The sequence below is a fragment of the Roseovarius sp. genome, assembly GCF_030373445.1.
GTDB lineage: Bacteria > Pseudomonadota > Alphaproteobacteria > Rhodobacterales > Rhodobacteraceae > Roseovarius.
The window spans coordinates 148,395-163,426 of sequence record NZ_JAUCYU010000009.1 but is presented as its reverse complement, the minus strand read 5'-3'; the positions used below and the strand labels follow the sequence as shown (position 1 = coordinate 163,426).

The window sequence follows — 15,032 nt, the reverse complement described above, 5'->3', positions numbered from 1 at the left end:
ACCGTGTCCGATACCCCGCCATCCTCCTCCTACGGCCCCCGCAACCCATGGGGTCAGGCTGTCGAGGCCTTGCATCTCGGCAACCAGGGCGAGGCCTCCGCCGCCCGCCTGAGGCTCGACTCCATCCGCTTTCATCCCGACGTCGATCCGGGGCTCTTCGCCTTGCTTCGGCGGCATGTCGAAGATCGGATTCCCCCGGAACACCGCCTTCACAAGGTCAACTGCCCCGCAGATTTCACTGCCAACGCCTCGGGCCAGCTGCGCGTGCCCTTTCGCGTGGTCGAAGCCGACCGCTACGTGCCCCGCCCCTACCCACCGGACATGGCGCTTCCGGAGATCGCGGGCCACGGCAACGATTTCCAGTTTCTCCATACCGCCGCCGCAAGCCTGGCCTCGGTCGCCGATACACATCGAAGCCGCGTTCATGTCTTCTTCGGCGCTGCGGATGCGGACCAAGCCCAGCGAATGCTCAGCCAACTCGACGGCCAGCAAAGCGATACGCCGACGAAAATCGCGCTATTCACCCCCGCTCGCAGCCCCGCGCTCGACGCCGCGGCCTCTGCCTCCCCGCACGAAGTCGAGGTCATCGAGGCCCCCATCCTTTCTCCCCTCGCCGCGTCGTACATCGCCGAGGCCGTGACACAGGCCGACCTGTTCCTCTTCCTGCAGGGCGAGGTGCGGCTCGACCCGGGCGCGCTGGCCCGCGCCGTGCATCTCGGGCGGGTCTCGGACGCTGTCGTCCAGCCGCTGATGCAGACGCCCGACATGCGGCACCCGACGCCCTACGCGATCAAGTCCGCTCCCCACCCGTTCGGCCACGACCTGCCGTTCCGGAAGGTCAACGGGCTCAACATGGTTGTGCCCCGCGCCCTGCTCCAGCGCGCCGGCGGGCTCGAAACCGGCTTCACTTCCCCCGATCATGCCGCCCGCGAGATGGCCTACCGCTTCTTCAACCTCGGCGCCTATTTTTCTCCCCTGCTCGTGCCGCACCTGGCCCCGCCCCACCCCTCGGGTGACCTGACTGCCGACAACCGCCTCATGACGGAGCTCTGCCCAAGCCCGGCCGACAGGCCGAAAGACGGGCTTTACCGGGTGCCGAAGATCAGCATCTACATCCCGGCCTACAACGCCGCCAAGTATATCGAGCGCGCAGTGCAAAGCGTGCTCGAACAGGATGTACGGGATCTCGAGGTCTGCATCGCCAATGACGGCTCACGCGACGACACGCTTGCCGTGCTCGAACGCGCCTTCGGCGACGAGCCGCGCGTCCGCTGGGAAGACGGCGAGAACGGCGGCATCGGCCATGCCTCCAACCGCGCGGTGCGGATGACCCGCGGCCTCTATGTCGGGCAGCTCGATTCTGACGACGTGCTCAAACCCGGTGCGGTCCGCCAGTTGATGGGATACCTCGACGCCCACCCGCGGGCCGCCTGCTGCTACAGTTCGGCCGAGCGCATCGACGCGGACGGGCACCACATCAAGAACGAGTACAACTGGCCCGTCTTCTCCCGCGAGAAGATGATGATCACCTCGATCGCCCACCATTTCCGCATGTTCCGCCGCGCCGCATGGGAACGGACCACCGGCTTCCGCACCGACATCAGGAACGCAATCGATTACGACATGTTCCTCAAACTCAGCGAGACCGGCGCCTTCCACCACGTCGACCAGGTCCTCTACCAGCGCCGCTGGCACGGGCGGAACACCTCCTTCATGCATGAACGCTCGCAAACAACCAACACCTACCGCGTACAAACCGAGGCGCTGAAGCGTCAGGGCCTCGACCGGTTCTGGGAAGTGCACCTGCCCAACCCCGACGAACCCCGCTGGGTCAGCTACCGCTGCAAGTCACGCAACCCACGAGTCTTCTTCTACCCCAACTACGACCGCGCCAATCCCTACCAGAACCAGCTTTACCGCAAGGCCAGCCTTACCCACGAGATCGTCGAAGCCCCGATCGCGTCGGCCCTCAAGACATTACGGCAGGCCGGCGGGGCACAACGGATCATTTTCCACCTGCATTGGGTCAACTTCCTGTTCAAGGATGTCCGCCTCAAAAACCAGGCAAGGCGCAACGTGGCGGCCTTCCTCAGGGACCTCGAGGCCTTCAAGCACGAGGGCGGCCGCATCGTCTGGACGGTGCACAATGTCATCTCCCACGACGCCGCCTTCCCCGATCTCGAAACCGGCCTCTCCCAGCGTATCGCGGAACTCGCCGATGTGATCCACCTGCACGCCGCCGCTTCGCTGCCGGAAATACGCGACGTTTTCCACATTGAACCGAACAAGGTCCGCATTTCGCCGCACGGGAACTATTTCGGCGTCTATCCCGATTTCGTCACCCGCGAAACCGCGCGTGAAACGCTCGGCCTCGCCCCCGATGACGACGTGATCCTGTTTGCCGGCCAGGTCCGGCCATACAAGGGCGTCGGCCGATTGGTGACAGCCTTTCGCAAGATCCTGAAGGAGCGCCCCAACGCCCGGCTGGTGATCGCGGGAGCAATGCATCACAAGGTGCTGCGCAAGCTCAGGCCGGCGCTCAGCCGGGCGGAAAGAAGCCGTATCCTCGCCACCGACCGCTTCCTCGACGAACCCGAACTGCAACTCTTCCTCCGTGCGGCCGACCTTGCCGTCTTTCCCTACTCACGCATCCTCACCTCCGGCTCACTTGTTCTCGCCCTCAGCTTCGGATTGCCGACCATCGTCCCCCGCGTCGGCATGACCGGCGAGGTGCTGGAAGGAACCGACGCCGGTATCCTCTACGATCCCGAGGCCGACGGCGCACTCCTGGCCGCGATGCGTGCCCTGCTCGCCAGGAAGGACGACGGTACGATCGGCGCGATGTCCGAAGCCGCGCTCAACCGCGCGCGCGAACAGGAGTGGCCCGATGTGGCCGAAACGCTTTACGCAGGCCTTTAAGTCAGCCGACCGGAACACGTGTCATTTCGGCCGGAACCCGAACGCCTTGTTGAAGTCTTTCCGGAACTGGCGGGCAAGGACGGTATTGTCTTCGTTGGCGATCTTCTGCCGCGCACGCGACCGGGCGAAATCCGTGGGATAGTCCTTCAGGTCCAGCGCCTTGGCAATGCGCCCTCCCAGCATGCCCAACTCGACACCGGCAATGTCGGACTCGTAATCAAGCGCAAGATGGTCCGGGAACATCTCACGCGCAAAGTCGAGAATGAAACTCTGCTGACGGTACTCGAAATACCTCGAGTTCAGCCGCTCGAACACGTATTTCGGGGTCTTTTCGGTCTTTACCTTCTCGGCATCCGCACCCGACCTCACATGCCAGATACCCCGCTGCATGGCCACATCGGCCGAAACGGCCTGGTCGACCTTGCTGGTGCGGTCAAGTACGATCGCCTTGACCTTTACCTTCGGACCGAAAATCTTCAGCGGTCGGAAATCGCGAACCTCCCGCATGTAGTTTATCAGGAAATGCGAAATGATCTTGGTACTGAAGGCCCCATCGTTCGCGCTCAGGTTGACCAGGTTTCGCAACGCGGCGCGCCGGCTGAAAAGGTAGGAACTGGCCAAGGCTGTTATCTCGTCCCCGCGAAGGTGCTCTCGGGTGTCACCCAGACCCAGATCTGCCAGTATGTCGGCCACAAGGCTCGATCCGCTACGGGGCGTCGCGAAAATCAGGACGATCGTATGGCACTTGAGCCTAGTCGGCATCGGCCGAAGCGCCGCAGTGGCCTGTCGCGTCACGATGGCGGGAAAGACCGCCTCTCCCAGTCCGGCAAACGACAGCTTCGGAAACAACTTCCGCAGCTGTGCAACGCGCTTGGCTTCGCCGGCATGATCGGCCACGACATGGGTCCGGCGATCCCCGCGTTTCTCCCGCTTCGCCAGGACCTGTTGCACGTTGCCAAGCTTGAGAACGTCGCATTTCAGCAGGTCCTCAACCGAAACATCGGGATGAAGCGCGTTGATCTTCTTGTAAAAGCCCGGCGCCACCAGAAGTGCCAGGTCATCGGCATTGGCGTTGAAGAACTCGAGGGCGCTGACCTCGGATTTCTCCCGGAACATTTCAAGCATCGGCAACCGACCCCGGGTTGGCGCGACCGAACAGGCCGGCCCGTGATACCGCCCCCGGGCAAACTCTAGAACTCATATCCAAGTGCCTCGATCTCCGGCGCGAACACGCTCGCCACGATTTTGCGCGTCTCTTTGTCGTAGTAACTGCGATAGTCGGTCTCTTCACGGCCCTGTGTCACGTTCCGTCGCGGAAGAAGATGGTCTCCCGGCAAGTTCAGCCTGCGGGCGATATCGGCGAAATCGTCCTGCAGCCGTTCGAATCGCAGCAGTACATCCATGCCGACCATGTAAGAGCCGTTGGCCTGGGTCGTTTTCCCTTTCCGGAAGCGTTCGCCGTGATGCAAGCGCACCCATTCCGGAAAATCGAGCCCAACCGAAGCTTCGAGCTTCTCCTTGTAGTCGGGCTTCCTGTGCACCCACGAAGTCTCGTCCTCCAGCAACTTCACGTAATCGTGGTTCATCTTTGCCCAAAGAGAAACGAGCGAGTCGAACGGGTTCCGGACCGTCACGATCTTGAGGTAATCACGGCGAACATCCTCGCTGATCAGGCCATGCGCGATCAACTGTTCAAGCCGGGTGTGCTTGGCCGGGACCAGGATCGTACCGTCATCGTTCAGGATGTTCTTTTCAGGCACGGCTTCGCCCTTCGCCACCTCGCGCAGCAGGGCGGCCGTGGCCGTACTGGCCGTGCGGGGGTTCAGGAAGTAAAGAAACCTGTGGTCGCGGGAGATCACTGCCATTTGAATTTCCGATGCCGTCTTCTCATTCGCGGTCCGATGGCAAGACCGTCTCCGTTTGCCTCGTTTACCCGGACCTTCGGCGTGCCATTCATGCGGAACCGCCCCGCCGGGCTGCGGCCGTTGGTCCGGATTGCAGGGCCGGCGGGGCGCTTTTAGGCATGTCTACTTTAAGAGTACAAGGGCTTTCCATTCAGGCAATCGGGCGCCTCCGAAACGCGCAGAACCTTGCGGACGGAATGCCGCTATTCAGGTCAGTATCACGTTCTCTGCCACCGCACGCCCCGAACGAACTGCCAAGGCGTATCCCTCAGCCCCTCTCTTCATCCGGAACAGGTGCCTGTGGTATCTCCCTTGGAACCTCCCCGTCCGCGAGTTCCCGGCGCAACGCCGAGACTTCCTGCCGAAGCTGCCTCACCTCCTGCTGGAGAACCACCAGCCCCATCATCAGGTCCTTCTGCGTCACCGCACTTCTCTCCTCTTTGGGTCGTCCTACCTGGCCGAGCTTTTGCATGGCGTAGCGGCCGGTCAGCCGGGCCGTTCTGCGAAGGCCGGAATGCCGCAGGTGATAGAACCCGAGCGCCCAAAGCGAGGTCCCCTTCGCCGCCCCCGGCGCCACCCCGGCCTTTGCCGCATCTCCACGTGCCTCGACCCTCCGCGCGAATTCCGGGAAATCCCGCGCCTTGAGCGCGCCGAGCATGGGGGCCGTCCCGAAGGGTGCAGCCCTCCGGCAGAACCTGTCGATCTCGCCCGCGTCATACCGGTCCATGATCGGCAGCAGCGTGTCGTAAAGCTGCCGGACCACCTCCCCCCTTGCCCGCATGCTAACCCAGGCAAGCTGCGTCGCGAGCCACAAAAGCAGATCGTCCCTGTGCGCCTCCGATGCTTCCGTTGACTGCAAAAGGTCCTGGATGGTGTCGTGATGGTCGAATATCTGCGGCAGCCGGTGATCGTTGGCTTCCATGGTCTGGCCCGGCCGCGCCACGCGATGCCGGCACAGGTGCTCGGGCAACATCACCACCCGCCGCGCGCCCAACACCGCGGCCCAGTGCACCGGGTTGTCCTCGAAGAAATGTTCCCCCTCGGGAAAGCGCAGCCCCACCCGCTCCACCAGGTCGCGACGGTAGATCTTCCGCCACGGCACCGCGATGAACCGCAGAATCTCGCTCCGCCGTGCCGCGTCCAGCGTCACCGCCGTCGTCGTCCGATAGGGTTGCCAGTACCTCTCTTCGTCCGGCTCTGTCAGCTCCCCCGTCGCGTCATCCATCAGGTGATACCGGCACATCGCCAGGTCGGCCTCATGCCTCACTGCCGCGTCGTAGAGCGTGGCGAACATCTGCGGATCGTACAGGTCGTCGCCATCGGCGAACCCGATGAAATCCCCCGTCGCCAGCGCAAGCCCGGCATTGGCCGCCGGGCCAACACCGCCGGGCGTGTTTTCTTCGAACCTGACTGGGCGCACTCGCCCATCCGCCGCCGCGCGGGTCTCGACAATCTCCCACGTCCCGTCGGTCGAACCGTCATCGACCACGATCACCTCGATATCCCCGAGCGTCTGGCCAAGGATGCCGTCAAGGCAGGGCCCGAGATAACCTGCCACGTTATAGGCGGTCACGATGATCGACAGCTTCGGCATGGTTCACGGACCTTGCGCGGCCAGCACGTGATTGGCAAGCGCATCGGCCAGGTCGGCATCATGGCGCAGGCGCAAATCGGCGTAATCGCCAAGATCGATCCGCCCGATCAGCTCCCGCCAGCGCACGTCGAACCGCGTCGCGATACCGGGCTCCAGCCTGGGACGCGCCCACCGATACAGCCGATACGCGCTTTTCCAGAACCGGTGCGCCTCGCGCCGCCTCAGGTCGGGGTCGCGCTCGAGCATGTCGTAAACGTCGCCCAGCGCTTCCAGCATCTGCAAGCGCTCCGCGCCGAACTGGTTGGTGATATTCGGCCCCTCCGGATCGACCAGGTGGGTACAGATCACCTCGTCCGACAACATCACCCGCCGCGCCTTCACGATCATCTCCCAATGCCCGAGAATGTCGTTGTTCACCTGGGTCGTGCCGAAACGCAGCCCGGCCTGCCGGAAACGGGCCGTGCGGATCACCTTGTTCCACGGGTAATTCGTCACCGTCAGCAACGCGCCCATTTCCCCCGGCGTGCCGATGGCGGGCGCCCCGGCCCGCAACAACTGGCGAAAGACCTTGGTATCCTCGAACGACATCCCGAGCCCCGTGTTCGCCCGCCCCCGTTCGTACCGGTAGGCCAGCATCGCGGTATCTACCTGCGGGTGCGCCTCCATCCGCTGAAGGGTCAGGCACAGCACGTCGCCATGCAGAATGTCATCGGCATCGAAGAACAGCGTATAGCGCCCCGTCGCGTGCGGCCAGCCCGTCATCCGGGCCACCCCGGCGCCCTCGTTGACCTCGTGCTGCAGGCCAAGTACGTCCGCATGCTCAGACGCCAGCCCGCGGACAATCTACATGCTGCCATCGGTCGAGGCGTCATCGACGAAGATCACCTGGCACCGCACACCCTCGCGCCGAAGGGCCAGTACGTCGCCCGCCACACGCTCGATCGTTCCGGCCGCGTTGTAGACGGGAACGATCACGCTCAGGTCGCAGGGCACCGTTGTGCCGTCCATCTCGGCCGCCTTCCTTCCCTCGCCGCCTCTCGGCGATCAATCGATCCCGAACAGGTCGCGTGTATACACCCGATCGGCCACGTCCGACAACTCGGGCGACCGGCGGTTGGCGATGATCAGGTCGGCCTTTTGCTTGAACGTGGCAAGATCACGCTCAACGCGCGAGTTGAAGAAATCCTCCCCGGGCAGCGCCGGCTCGTAGACGATGCACTCGATCCCCTTCGCCTTTACGCGCTTCATGATACCCTGGATGGAACTGTCGCGGAAGTTGTCCGACCCCGATTTCATCACCAGTCGGTACACCCCGACAACCTTCGGAGCCCGCGCGATGATCTGGTCGGCAATGAAATCCTTCCGCGTCCGGTTCGATTGCACGATCGCGGCGATCAGGTTCTGCGGCACGGCCTCGTAATTGGCCAGAAGCTGCTTGGTATCCTTCGGAAGGCAATACCCGCCATAGCCGAACGAGGGGTTGTTGTAGTGCCCGCCGATCCGCGGCTCGAGACTGACCCCGTCGATGATCTCCTTCGGGTTCAGCCCGTGCGCCACGGCATAGCTGTCCAGCTCGTTGAAGAATGCCACCCGCATGGCAAGATAGGTGTTCGAGAACAGCTTGATCGCCTCCGCTTCAGAAGACGACGTGAAAAGCACGGGCACATCGTCCTTTTCGGCGGCGGCCACCAGCATATCGGCAAACCGGTGCGCCGGCGCGCCATGGTCGCCCACGATCACCCGCGACGGGTAAAGACAATCGTAAAGCGCCTTCCCCTCGCGCAGGAACTCGGGCGAGAACAGGATCCCCTCGTAGCCCGTCTCGGCCCGCATCCGCTCCGTGAACCCCACCGGGATCGTCGACTTGATGATGATCGTGGCCTCCGGCGCATGCACCCTCGCCTGCGCGATCACCGCCTCCACGCTCGACGTGTCGAAATGGTTCGTCCTCGGATCGTAGTTGGTCGGCGTCGCGACAACCACGAACTCCGCCCCCGTCAGCGCTTCCGCGGCCTCGGTCGTGGCGTGCAGGTCCAGCTCCCGTTCGGCGAGATGCCTTGAAATCTCGGCATCCTCGATCGGCGAAGTCCCCGCGCGCACATGCGCCACCCGGCCTTCATCGATCTCCAGCGCCGCCACCGAATGCTGCCCCGCCAGCAGCACGGCATTCGAAAGCCCGACATATCCCAGCCCGGCAACGGCAATCTTGGTTCGAGGTGTGGCGGGCATGGCTGTTCTCTGAATTGATGACCCAGTCGCTTCCGCAAAGACCAGATATCCTCGATCGGTGCAAGCGCAGGCGAGACCTTGAACGCCGCGAAACCCGCGACCCAATGCCGGGTTTGCGGCACTCCGCGCAATAAAACGCCACAACCCGCCCCGCCGACGGGCCTCGCACGGGAATCCTGCGGCACCCCTTACCTTGTGGATGGCACCACCGCCGTTCCTTCGCTAATCTTCGATACACCGGTCGTGCGGGCCCGCCGTGCTCGGGCCGGCACGCCACCGCCTGAACGTTCGAAAGCCATGCCGAAGCTCCGGATCCTTCTCGTCTCAGATGCCAGCGCGGCTGCCACGGCGGCCAACGCCGAGATTGCGTTCCGGCAGGCCCGCCTCCACCATGATCACGTCGATATCACGACAGCCCCTCTCCCCGAGCTTCGCCCCTACGCGGCAGTCGTTCTCGCGGTCGAGATGGCCGAGCCCCCCCTCACAGACAACCTGGCAGCCTTCGTGACCGCCGGCGGCGGCCTCCTCAGCCTCCTGCCCGCCCGCGCCGACAGCGCATGTGACCTCTTCGGCATCGCGCCCCCGCGCGAACCGGCCGGGCATCTCTATTCCGAACACCACAGCGAAGGGCTCGTCTTTCGCGGCGGCATATTCCCTTCGTTCGCCGGGCTCGAACTCCCCAAGGGGTTCGGCATCGGCCACGCCGCGCTCGACATCCTCCCTGGGCCGGAGGCCGAGATCGTCGCCCGCACCGGCGTCGGCCGGCCGCTGGCATGGCGTGTCCGGCGGGGCAAGGGCCATGTGCTCTACTGGAACAGCGCGATGCTGGCCGCCAAGGCATGGCGCGGACTGATCATCGAGTCGCTGGCCGCCGTCATGGCCGTGTCGGCCGTGCCCAAGGCCAATGTCGCGCTCCTTCAGGCCGACGATTTCCCGGCCCCCATGGGTGTCAGATCCCGCAGCCTCCTGCGGCGAAGCGCCGCCATGCCCGCCCCCGCGCGGTTCTACGCCACCCGCTGGTACCCGGACGTCCTCGACATCGCTGCGCGCCACGCCTTCCCGCTCACCTGCTTCGCCGTGTTCTGCTACACTTGGAAAGGCGAAGACCTCCTTCCCCCGGTGACCGAGGACAGCCGGAACGACTGTTTCGCCGCCTTCCGCGCCCGCGGCGGCGAGGTCGGGCTGCACGGGTTCAACCACACGCCCCTCCTGGCCTCCGCCTGGGGCGGGCGCGACCGCATGACCGAGGGCCTGCGCCACGCGATGCATCTCTGGCAGGAACAGCGGCTGGGGCCGCCACCCATGGCATATGTCCCGCCCAACAACGAGTACGACGCCGAGGGCGTCCAGGCCCTTGCCGAAGCCGTTCCATCGATCTCGACCATCTGCGGCAACCACGTCATCGGGTCGTTCGACCTTGGCGGCAACCGCGAATACGGCCCCGAGCCCTTCGCCCCGCACCTCTTTGCCTTCCCCCGCGCAAGCTGGGGCAGCGGCTGCATCCCCGAAGTGCTCCCCGCCGCGGTGGCACAGGTCGCGGCCACCGGGGTTTGGTCGCATTTCCTTCACCCCGACGACGTCGAAGACCGCCCCCGGCCCGGCGACCCGCCCTTTCTACGCCGCAACCCCGAGGGCCAATCCTGGCGCAGCCTGCGGCGCGACCTGTCAACCTTCCTGTCGCAGATGCGCTGGCGCCATCCGTGGCTCCGCGGCTGCACGACCTCGGAAGGCGCACGCCGCCTCAAGGCGCACCTGGAAAGCGACTGGTCGATCGAGACCGGCCCGGCCGGCCTACGCATCTCCGGTCCTGCCGGCGGCACCATCGAACTCCGCCTCAACGGCGACCCGGCCCCCAATTTCGGCCACATGACCGGCGCCCGAACGCTGCACGAAGACGAGGGCCCCGGCTTCCGCATTCGCGTGATCGAGCTGGAAACCTCCACCGCAACCGTCGAAACGCCCGCCCCGGCCTACCCGTCCCCGGCCCTCAGCAACGCCCCGTAACCGGCCTCCCGGGCGCGCTCCGCCAGTTCCTCGTAGTTCAGCACATCCTCCGCAAGGTCGTCCGACGTGGCCTTGCGATGCGGAAGCTCGAACGTGTCGAAACCTTCGATGCCAAACCACTCGCAGATCCGCTGCAACTCCCTCTGCGGGTCAGCCGCCAGCTCGGCGTATTCCACGCCCAGCCACGCCTCGCCGAAGACCTCCCGCACCGACGCCAGGGTCTCCCCATGCAGCCGCTGGAACAGCCCGGTCAACCGGATCACCTCGGCACAATCAAGCTCCACGGCGCCCGGTTTCGGCTCGTCGGCCCGCACCGCCCACGGGCTCTGCCACTGGCTGGCCTCCTCCTCGGCCCGCACCCGCGCCCGCAATTGTGACACGGCGCATTTCAAATGGTTGGCCCGCATCATCAGCACCAGCGGTACCCCGGCCGACCGAAGCCGCCCGAGATACGCCCCGGGCTCCAGCAGCGACCGGTACGACAGTTTCAGCCCGGCCCGCCGTTCATCCTCGGACGGCCCGAGAAACGCGTCGAGCTCGGCCATCTGCTGCCTCGCCTGCTCGTCCTTCGGAACCCCGTCCCGTTCTCCGAAGGTCCGTATCCGCGTGGTGGGCTCATTGTCGATCCGGATACCCCGCCGACGGTTCAGCGTCGCGGCAACAAGGTTGCTGCCGACCCGCCCCCACGGCATCAGGATCGCGAACCGCCGGGTATCCTCCGTCACCGCCGTCCCCGCAAACGGTCGTAGATCTCCTGCCGCCTCGGCGAGCGGGTGATCCAGTCGGACACCGCCTGACGCGCCTTGCCCCGGCCCGCCCCGCGCGACCCGCCCGCATCCTGCCAGAGGTTCGCGTATTTCACGTTGTCCGCATACCACGCGAGGTAACGCTCCCGCAGGAAGTACTGTTTCAGCGGCCCGCGCTGCCCCTCCTTCTGCCGCGCCATAGCGGCCTCCCAGAAACCGGGCCAGCCCTTCGCCGTCTCCGTCCAGTCCCACGCTGGCGCCCTTGCAAGGTTCTCCTCCGACAGCTCCGCCAGTTGCGCCCTGTCCCTGGCCAGCTCCTTCAGCGCGGCGGCCATCGGCTTGGGCGAGCGCTCGGCAAGAATGAACCGGCTCTGCTTCGGGCCCAGCACGTCCGGCACGATCCCGACCCGCGTCGACACCACCGGCACGCCCGAGGCCACCGCCTCCAGAACCGGGTTCGGCGTGCCCTCGATCTCCGACGAACAGACCAGCACGTCGATCTCGCCGTAATATTCCGCCATCTCGTCCCGGGTCCGTTTTCGCACCGTGGTGTCGGCGAAATGCGCCTCCACCTCGCAGCCTTCGGCGTTCAGCATCTCGATGGCCGGGTTCAGGATGGTCCGCACGCCCTTGGGGTCCCGCACCGGGTCGTTGCCCCAGTTCGGGTTGCCCACCCAGCCGATCCGAAGTGGCCGCTCCTCGGTCAGCCGCTCCAGCTTCTCCGGCCGGAACCGCCGCGTGTCGGTCCCATCCGGCAGCACCGCGATCGGGTCGGGAAACGCCTCGATCCCGCGATAGATGTCGTCCAGTATCCCCGACGACACCGAATACCCGTCCGCGAACCAGAAGGCCCGCGACCGCCACGCGAAATGCTGCGGTTCGAGATGCAGGTGATCGTAGACCGAGGTCGTCACCACCGGCCGCGCCATCGCGTCCAGCAGCGCATCCGCGCTCCGCGAGAACCGTGACGCCGCCTTGAAGACCGCCTCGGGGTTCAGCAGGTGCTGGACATCCTCCCGCCAGAAGAAGTGCAGGATGTCGAACGGCTTCATGATCCCGAAGACCTGGTTCAGGAACACCTCCGGATAGCCCGCGACACCGGCCATGTAATAGCGCTCGAACTCGAACCGGTCCGAATGGTTGGCCACGATATGATCGCAGATGTTGTCATAGGCCCAGTCCGGCACATCGGGCAGAAGCAGCACGCGGGGCTTCATCACGCGATCCGCTTCCGGGCCTGCGCGGCCATCATCGATGCCACCCCATCCTCGAGGCTCAGGAAGGCACGCGGGCCCAGCAGGTGACACATGAGCGCCGTGCTGCCCCGGCTGTGTCTGATCTCTCCTGCGCGGGCCGGGGCATGGCGCAACGCCGGTTCGCTTCCGGCGATCCCGTCGATCAGCCCGGCCACCTCCAGAACCGAGGTCGACCGCCCGGAACAGACGTTGATGATCCGCGCCTCCGGGGCGGCGATCGTGTGATCCATGATGGCCTGCATGATCGCAACGACATCGGCCACGTGGATGAAATCGCGGGTCTGCTCGCCATCTCCGAAAATCGTGTGCGGCTGACCAGCCTCCACATCGGCGATGAACCGGGCCAGGACACCGCAATAGGGCGAATCCGCCCTCTGCCGCGGGCCGAACACGTTGAACAGCCGCAGCCCGGCCGAGGCCAGCCCGTGGATCGCCCCGAAGGCCCGCGCGTGATGCTCGCAGGCCAGCTTGTCGGCCCCGTAGGGCGACAGCGGACGCTCCACCAGGTCCTCGTGACAGATATCCTGCGACCGGTCCCCGTACACCGCCGCCGACGAGGCGTAGACCACCGGCATCGCCCCGTGCAGGCAGGCCTCCGACATCACCGTCAGCGTGGTCGTCGCGTTCACCCGGTGACTGCCCAGCCAGTCGCGGATGCAGTCCTGCACCTGCACCGTCGCCGCTAGGTGAAAGATACCGTCCAGCGGCGCCGTCATCGCCCGGTGCAGCACGCGGGCATCGCCCACGTCCCCTTCGACGACCGTCAGCCGCTGCCGTTGCGCCACCCCGGCCAGGTTCTCCCGCCGCCCGGTCGAGAAATCGTCGACGACGGTCACCGAGTCGCCCGCCTGCAACAGAAGTTCGACAAGATGACTGCCGATGAAACCGGCTCCCCCGGTGACGAGCCAATGCTTCACGGCGTGTTCCTCTCGATCAGGCGTTTCGTGCGCCGGACAAGGCTCGGGAACCGCCTGACCGCGGTCTCGTAGGCCCGGAACGCAATCCGGTTGCCCGCCACCGTGCGCCGCAACCGCTCCAGCCGCGACCGCTTGCGCGTGCGAAAAAGCCTCAGACGCCCGGAAACCTCGTCCCCCCGGCCCGCCGCCCGCGCGGCCAGCGCATCCGCGATCAAAGCCTCCCAGGCCGGCCAGCGGCTTTCCCAAGATATCCGCGGCCGCGCCGCCAGGTTCTCTTCGCGCAAGCGCACCAGTGCTCCGGGGTCCTGCGCCAACCGGCCCAGCGCCTCGGCCAGCGCCTCCGGGCTGCGCTCCTTCAGGATGAAGCGCCGCTGCTCCGGTCCAAAGACATCGCGCACGATGCCCACGTCCGTGCTGACAACCGCCGTGCCCGTCGCCATCGCCTCCAGCACGGGGTTGGGCGTCCCCTCGATGGCGGCGGAACAGACCAGCACGTCGATATCGCGGTAGAACTCGGGCATTTCCGCCCGTGGCCGCCTCTGTTCGGCCTTGTCGGCAAGCCGCAGTTCGAACGAAACGCCCCGCGCCTTCAGCAATTCCAGCGCCGGCGCCAGGATCGTATGCCGCCCCTTGAAATCCTCGCCCTCGGTCAGGCCCCACGCGCTGTTTCCGACCCAGCCGATGCGCAGCGGCCCCTCCGCCTGCCGGTCTCCCGGGGTGAAGACCCCGATATCCACGCCGTCCGGCACCACGTGTGCCGGGTCCGGCAGATGGTCCGCCGCACTGTAGATATCCCGTAGCCGGCCAGAGCATGCGGCCCATCCATCCGATAGCGCGAAGGGATCGCCGTAATAGGCAAGGTCCTCGGGATCGGTATAGAGATGGTCGTAGATCATCGTCACGATCGCCGGGCGCTCGGGCGATAGAAGCCGCGCCCAACCCTCGGGCGACAGCGTGTCGAGATAGGCCAGCAGGTCGAACCGCCACAGGAACACGACCACGTCCGAGATCGCGACAGCCTCTTCCGCCGCCCGCGTCCGCCCGAACCACTCGGTCCGGCTGATGGCGCGAAACACGATCCCCTCAGACGCGACCCGCGACAGGTTGACGGCAATATTGTGGAACGCCCAATCGGGTTCGTCGTAGAAAATCGTTACAACGAGTTGCATCCGGCCAAGTCCGAAAATCCCACCACATGAAACGCAATCGCAACAATAGGTCTTTCAAATTGGGTCGTCCGGTGCGTTTCAACACCCGGGATCGATAGCAGGTCCGCGCCTTCATTACCAATGTTAATGCGGCTGACGGGGCTTTCCGTCCGCCCTCGTGGTCACTTCCGCGGCATTTGCCGCCGCCCGCACTCCGCCCGCGCCGCTGGCAAAGCCGTACGACGGATGGGCCGTTCCTGCCTCCGGAAGCAAAATTCAGCTTGCACCGATTGGCAGGGGCTGGTCAGCTTACCG

The 15,032-nt window shown here is 65.4% G+C and carries 10 protein-coding genes and 1 pseudogene; 2 read left to right on the top strand and 9 right to left on the bottom strand.

Going from position 1 to position 15,032, the window contains the following annotated elements:
* The first annotated feature begins 3 nt into the window (after nt 1-3).
* Entirely contained in the window at nt 4-2,919 is a 2,916-nt protein-coding gene (locus QUV18_RS16735) for a glycosyltransferase (protein ID WP_300895160.1), read from the top strand.
* Between the two features lie 21 nt (nt 2,920-2,940).
* Here the strand turns inward: QUV18_RS16735 and QUV18_RS16730 are convergent, their stop codons facing one another.
* The 5 genes and pseudogenes from QUV18_RS16730 to QUV18_RS16710 all read right to left on the bottom strand — a co-directional run bounded on the left by QUV18_RS16730 (nt 2,941) and on the right by QUV18_RS16710 (nt 8,646).
* Nucleotides 2,941-4,044 (bottom strand): Stf0 family sulfotransferase, encoded by a 1,104-nt coding sequence (locus QUV18_RS16730; RefSeq protein ID WP_300895159.1) that lies wholly within the window; start codon nt 4,042-4,044, stop codon nt 2,941-2,943.
* Nucleotides 4,045-4,109: 65 nt separating this feature from the next.
* On the bottom strand, nt 4,110-4,784 hold the full coding sequence (locus tag QUV18_RS16725) for a sulfotransferase family 2 domain-containing protein (RefSeq protein ID WP_300895158.1): 675 nt from the start codon (nt 4,782-4,784) through the stop codon (nt 4,110-4,112).
* Between the two features lie 307 nt (nt 4,785-5,091).
* Nucleotides 5,092-6,417, bottom strand: a complete 1,326-nt coding sequence (locus QUV18_RS16720; protein ID WP_300895157.1) for a glycosyltransferase family 2 protein — start codon at nt 6,415-6,417, stop codon at nt 5,092-5,094.
* Between the two features lie 3 nt (nt 6,418-6,420).
* A pseudogene (locus QUV18_RS16715) lies at nt 6,421-7,425 on the bottom strand (glycosyltransferase family A protein).
* 36 nt (nt 7,426-7,461) lie between these two features.
* Complete coding sequence (locus QUV18_RS16710) at nt 7,462-8,646, bottom strand: nucleotide sugar dehydrogenase (RefSeq protein WP_300895156.1); 1,185 nt, start codon at nt 8,644-8,646, stop codon at nt 7,462-7,464.
* Nucleotides 8,647-8,943: 297 nt separating this feature from the next.
* Between QUV18_RS16710 and QUV18_RS16705 the strand changes: the two genes are divergently transcribed.
* Entirely contained in the window at nt 8,944-10,650 is a 1,707-nt protein-coding gene (locus QUV18_RS16705) for a DUF2194 domain-containing protein (RefSeq protein WP_300895155.1), read from the top strand.
* On the opposite strand, the gene QUV18_RS16700 is transcribed toward QUV18_RS16705, so the two are convergent.
* From QUV18_RS16700 to QUV18_RS16685, 4 genes are read right to left on the bottom strand one after another with little or no spacing between them, the layout of a single operon-like run.
* Nucleotides 10,617-11,375, bottom strand: a complete 759-nt coding sequence (locus QUV18_RS16700) for a hypothetical protein (RefSeq protein ID WP_300895154.1) — start codon at nt 11,373-11,375, stop codon at nt 10,617-10,619. The genes QUV18_RS16705 and QUV18_RS16700 overlap by 34 nt on opposite strands.
* Nucleotides 11,372-12,613, bottom strand: a complete 1,242-nt coding sequence (locus tag QUV18_RS16695; RefSeq protein WP_300895153.1) for a glycosyltransferase family 4 protein — start codon at nt 12,611-12,613, stop codon at nt 11,372-11,374. Before QUV18_RS16695 ends, QUV18_RS16700 begins: the two co-directional genes overlap by 4 nt.
* A complete protein-coding gene (locus QUV18_RS16690) occupies nt 12,613-13,569 on the bottom strand; it encodes an NAD-dependent epimerase/dehydratase family protein (RefSeq protein WP_300895152.1) in 957 nt (318 codons plus the stop codon). The genes QUV18_RS16695 and QUV18_RS16690 overlap by 1 nt, the downstream gene beginning before the upstream one ends.
* Nucleotides 13,566-14,738 (bottom strand): glycosyltransferase family 4 protein, encoded by a 1,173-nt coding sequence (locus tag QUV18_RS16685; protein WP_300895151.1) that lies wholly within the window; start codon nt 14,736-14,738, stop codon nt 13,566-13,568. Before QUV18_RS16685 ends, QUV18_RS16690 begins: the two co-directional genes overlap by 4 nt.
* Nucleotides 14,739-15,032 lie beyond the last annotated feature (294 nt).

Bases quoted from the DNA above. Each gene is read 5' to 3' on its own strand.
- QUV18_RS16730 (WP_300895159.1), bottom strand. From the start codon at position 4,044: ATGCTTGAAATGTTCCGGGAGAAATCCGAGGTCAGCGCCCTCGAGTTC.
- QUV18_RS16725 (WP_300895158.1), bottom strand. From the start codon at position 4,784: ATGGCAGTGATCTCCCGCGACCACAGGTTTCTTTACTTCCTGAACCCC.
- QUV18_RS16720 (WP_300895157.1), bottom strand. From the start codon at position 6,417: ATGCCGAAGCTGTCGATCATCGTGACCGCCTATAACGTGGCAGGTTAT.
- QUV18_RS16710 (WP_300895156.1), bottom strand. From the start codon at position 8,646: ATGCCCGCCACACCTCGAACCAAGATTGCCGTTGCCGGGCTGGGATAT.
- QUV18_RS16705 (WP_300895155.1), top strand. From the start codon at position 8,944: ATGCCGAAGCTCCGGATCCTTCTCGTCTCAGATGCCAGCGCGGCTGCC.
- QUV18_RS16695 (WP_300895153.1), bottom strand. From the start codon at position 12,613: ATGAAGCCCCGCGTGCTGCTTCTGCCCGATGTGCCGGACTGGGCCTAT.
- QUV18_RS16685 (WP_300895151.1), bottom strand. From the start codon at position 14,738: ATGCAACTCGTTGTAACGATTTTCTACGACGAACCCGATTGGGCGTTC.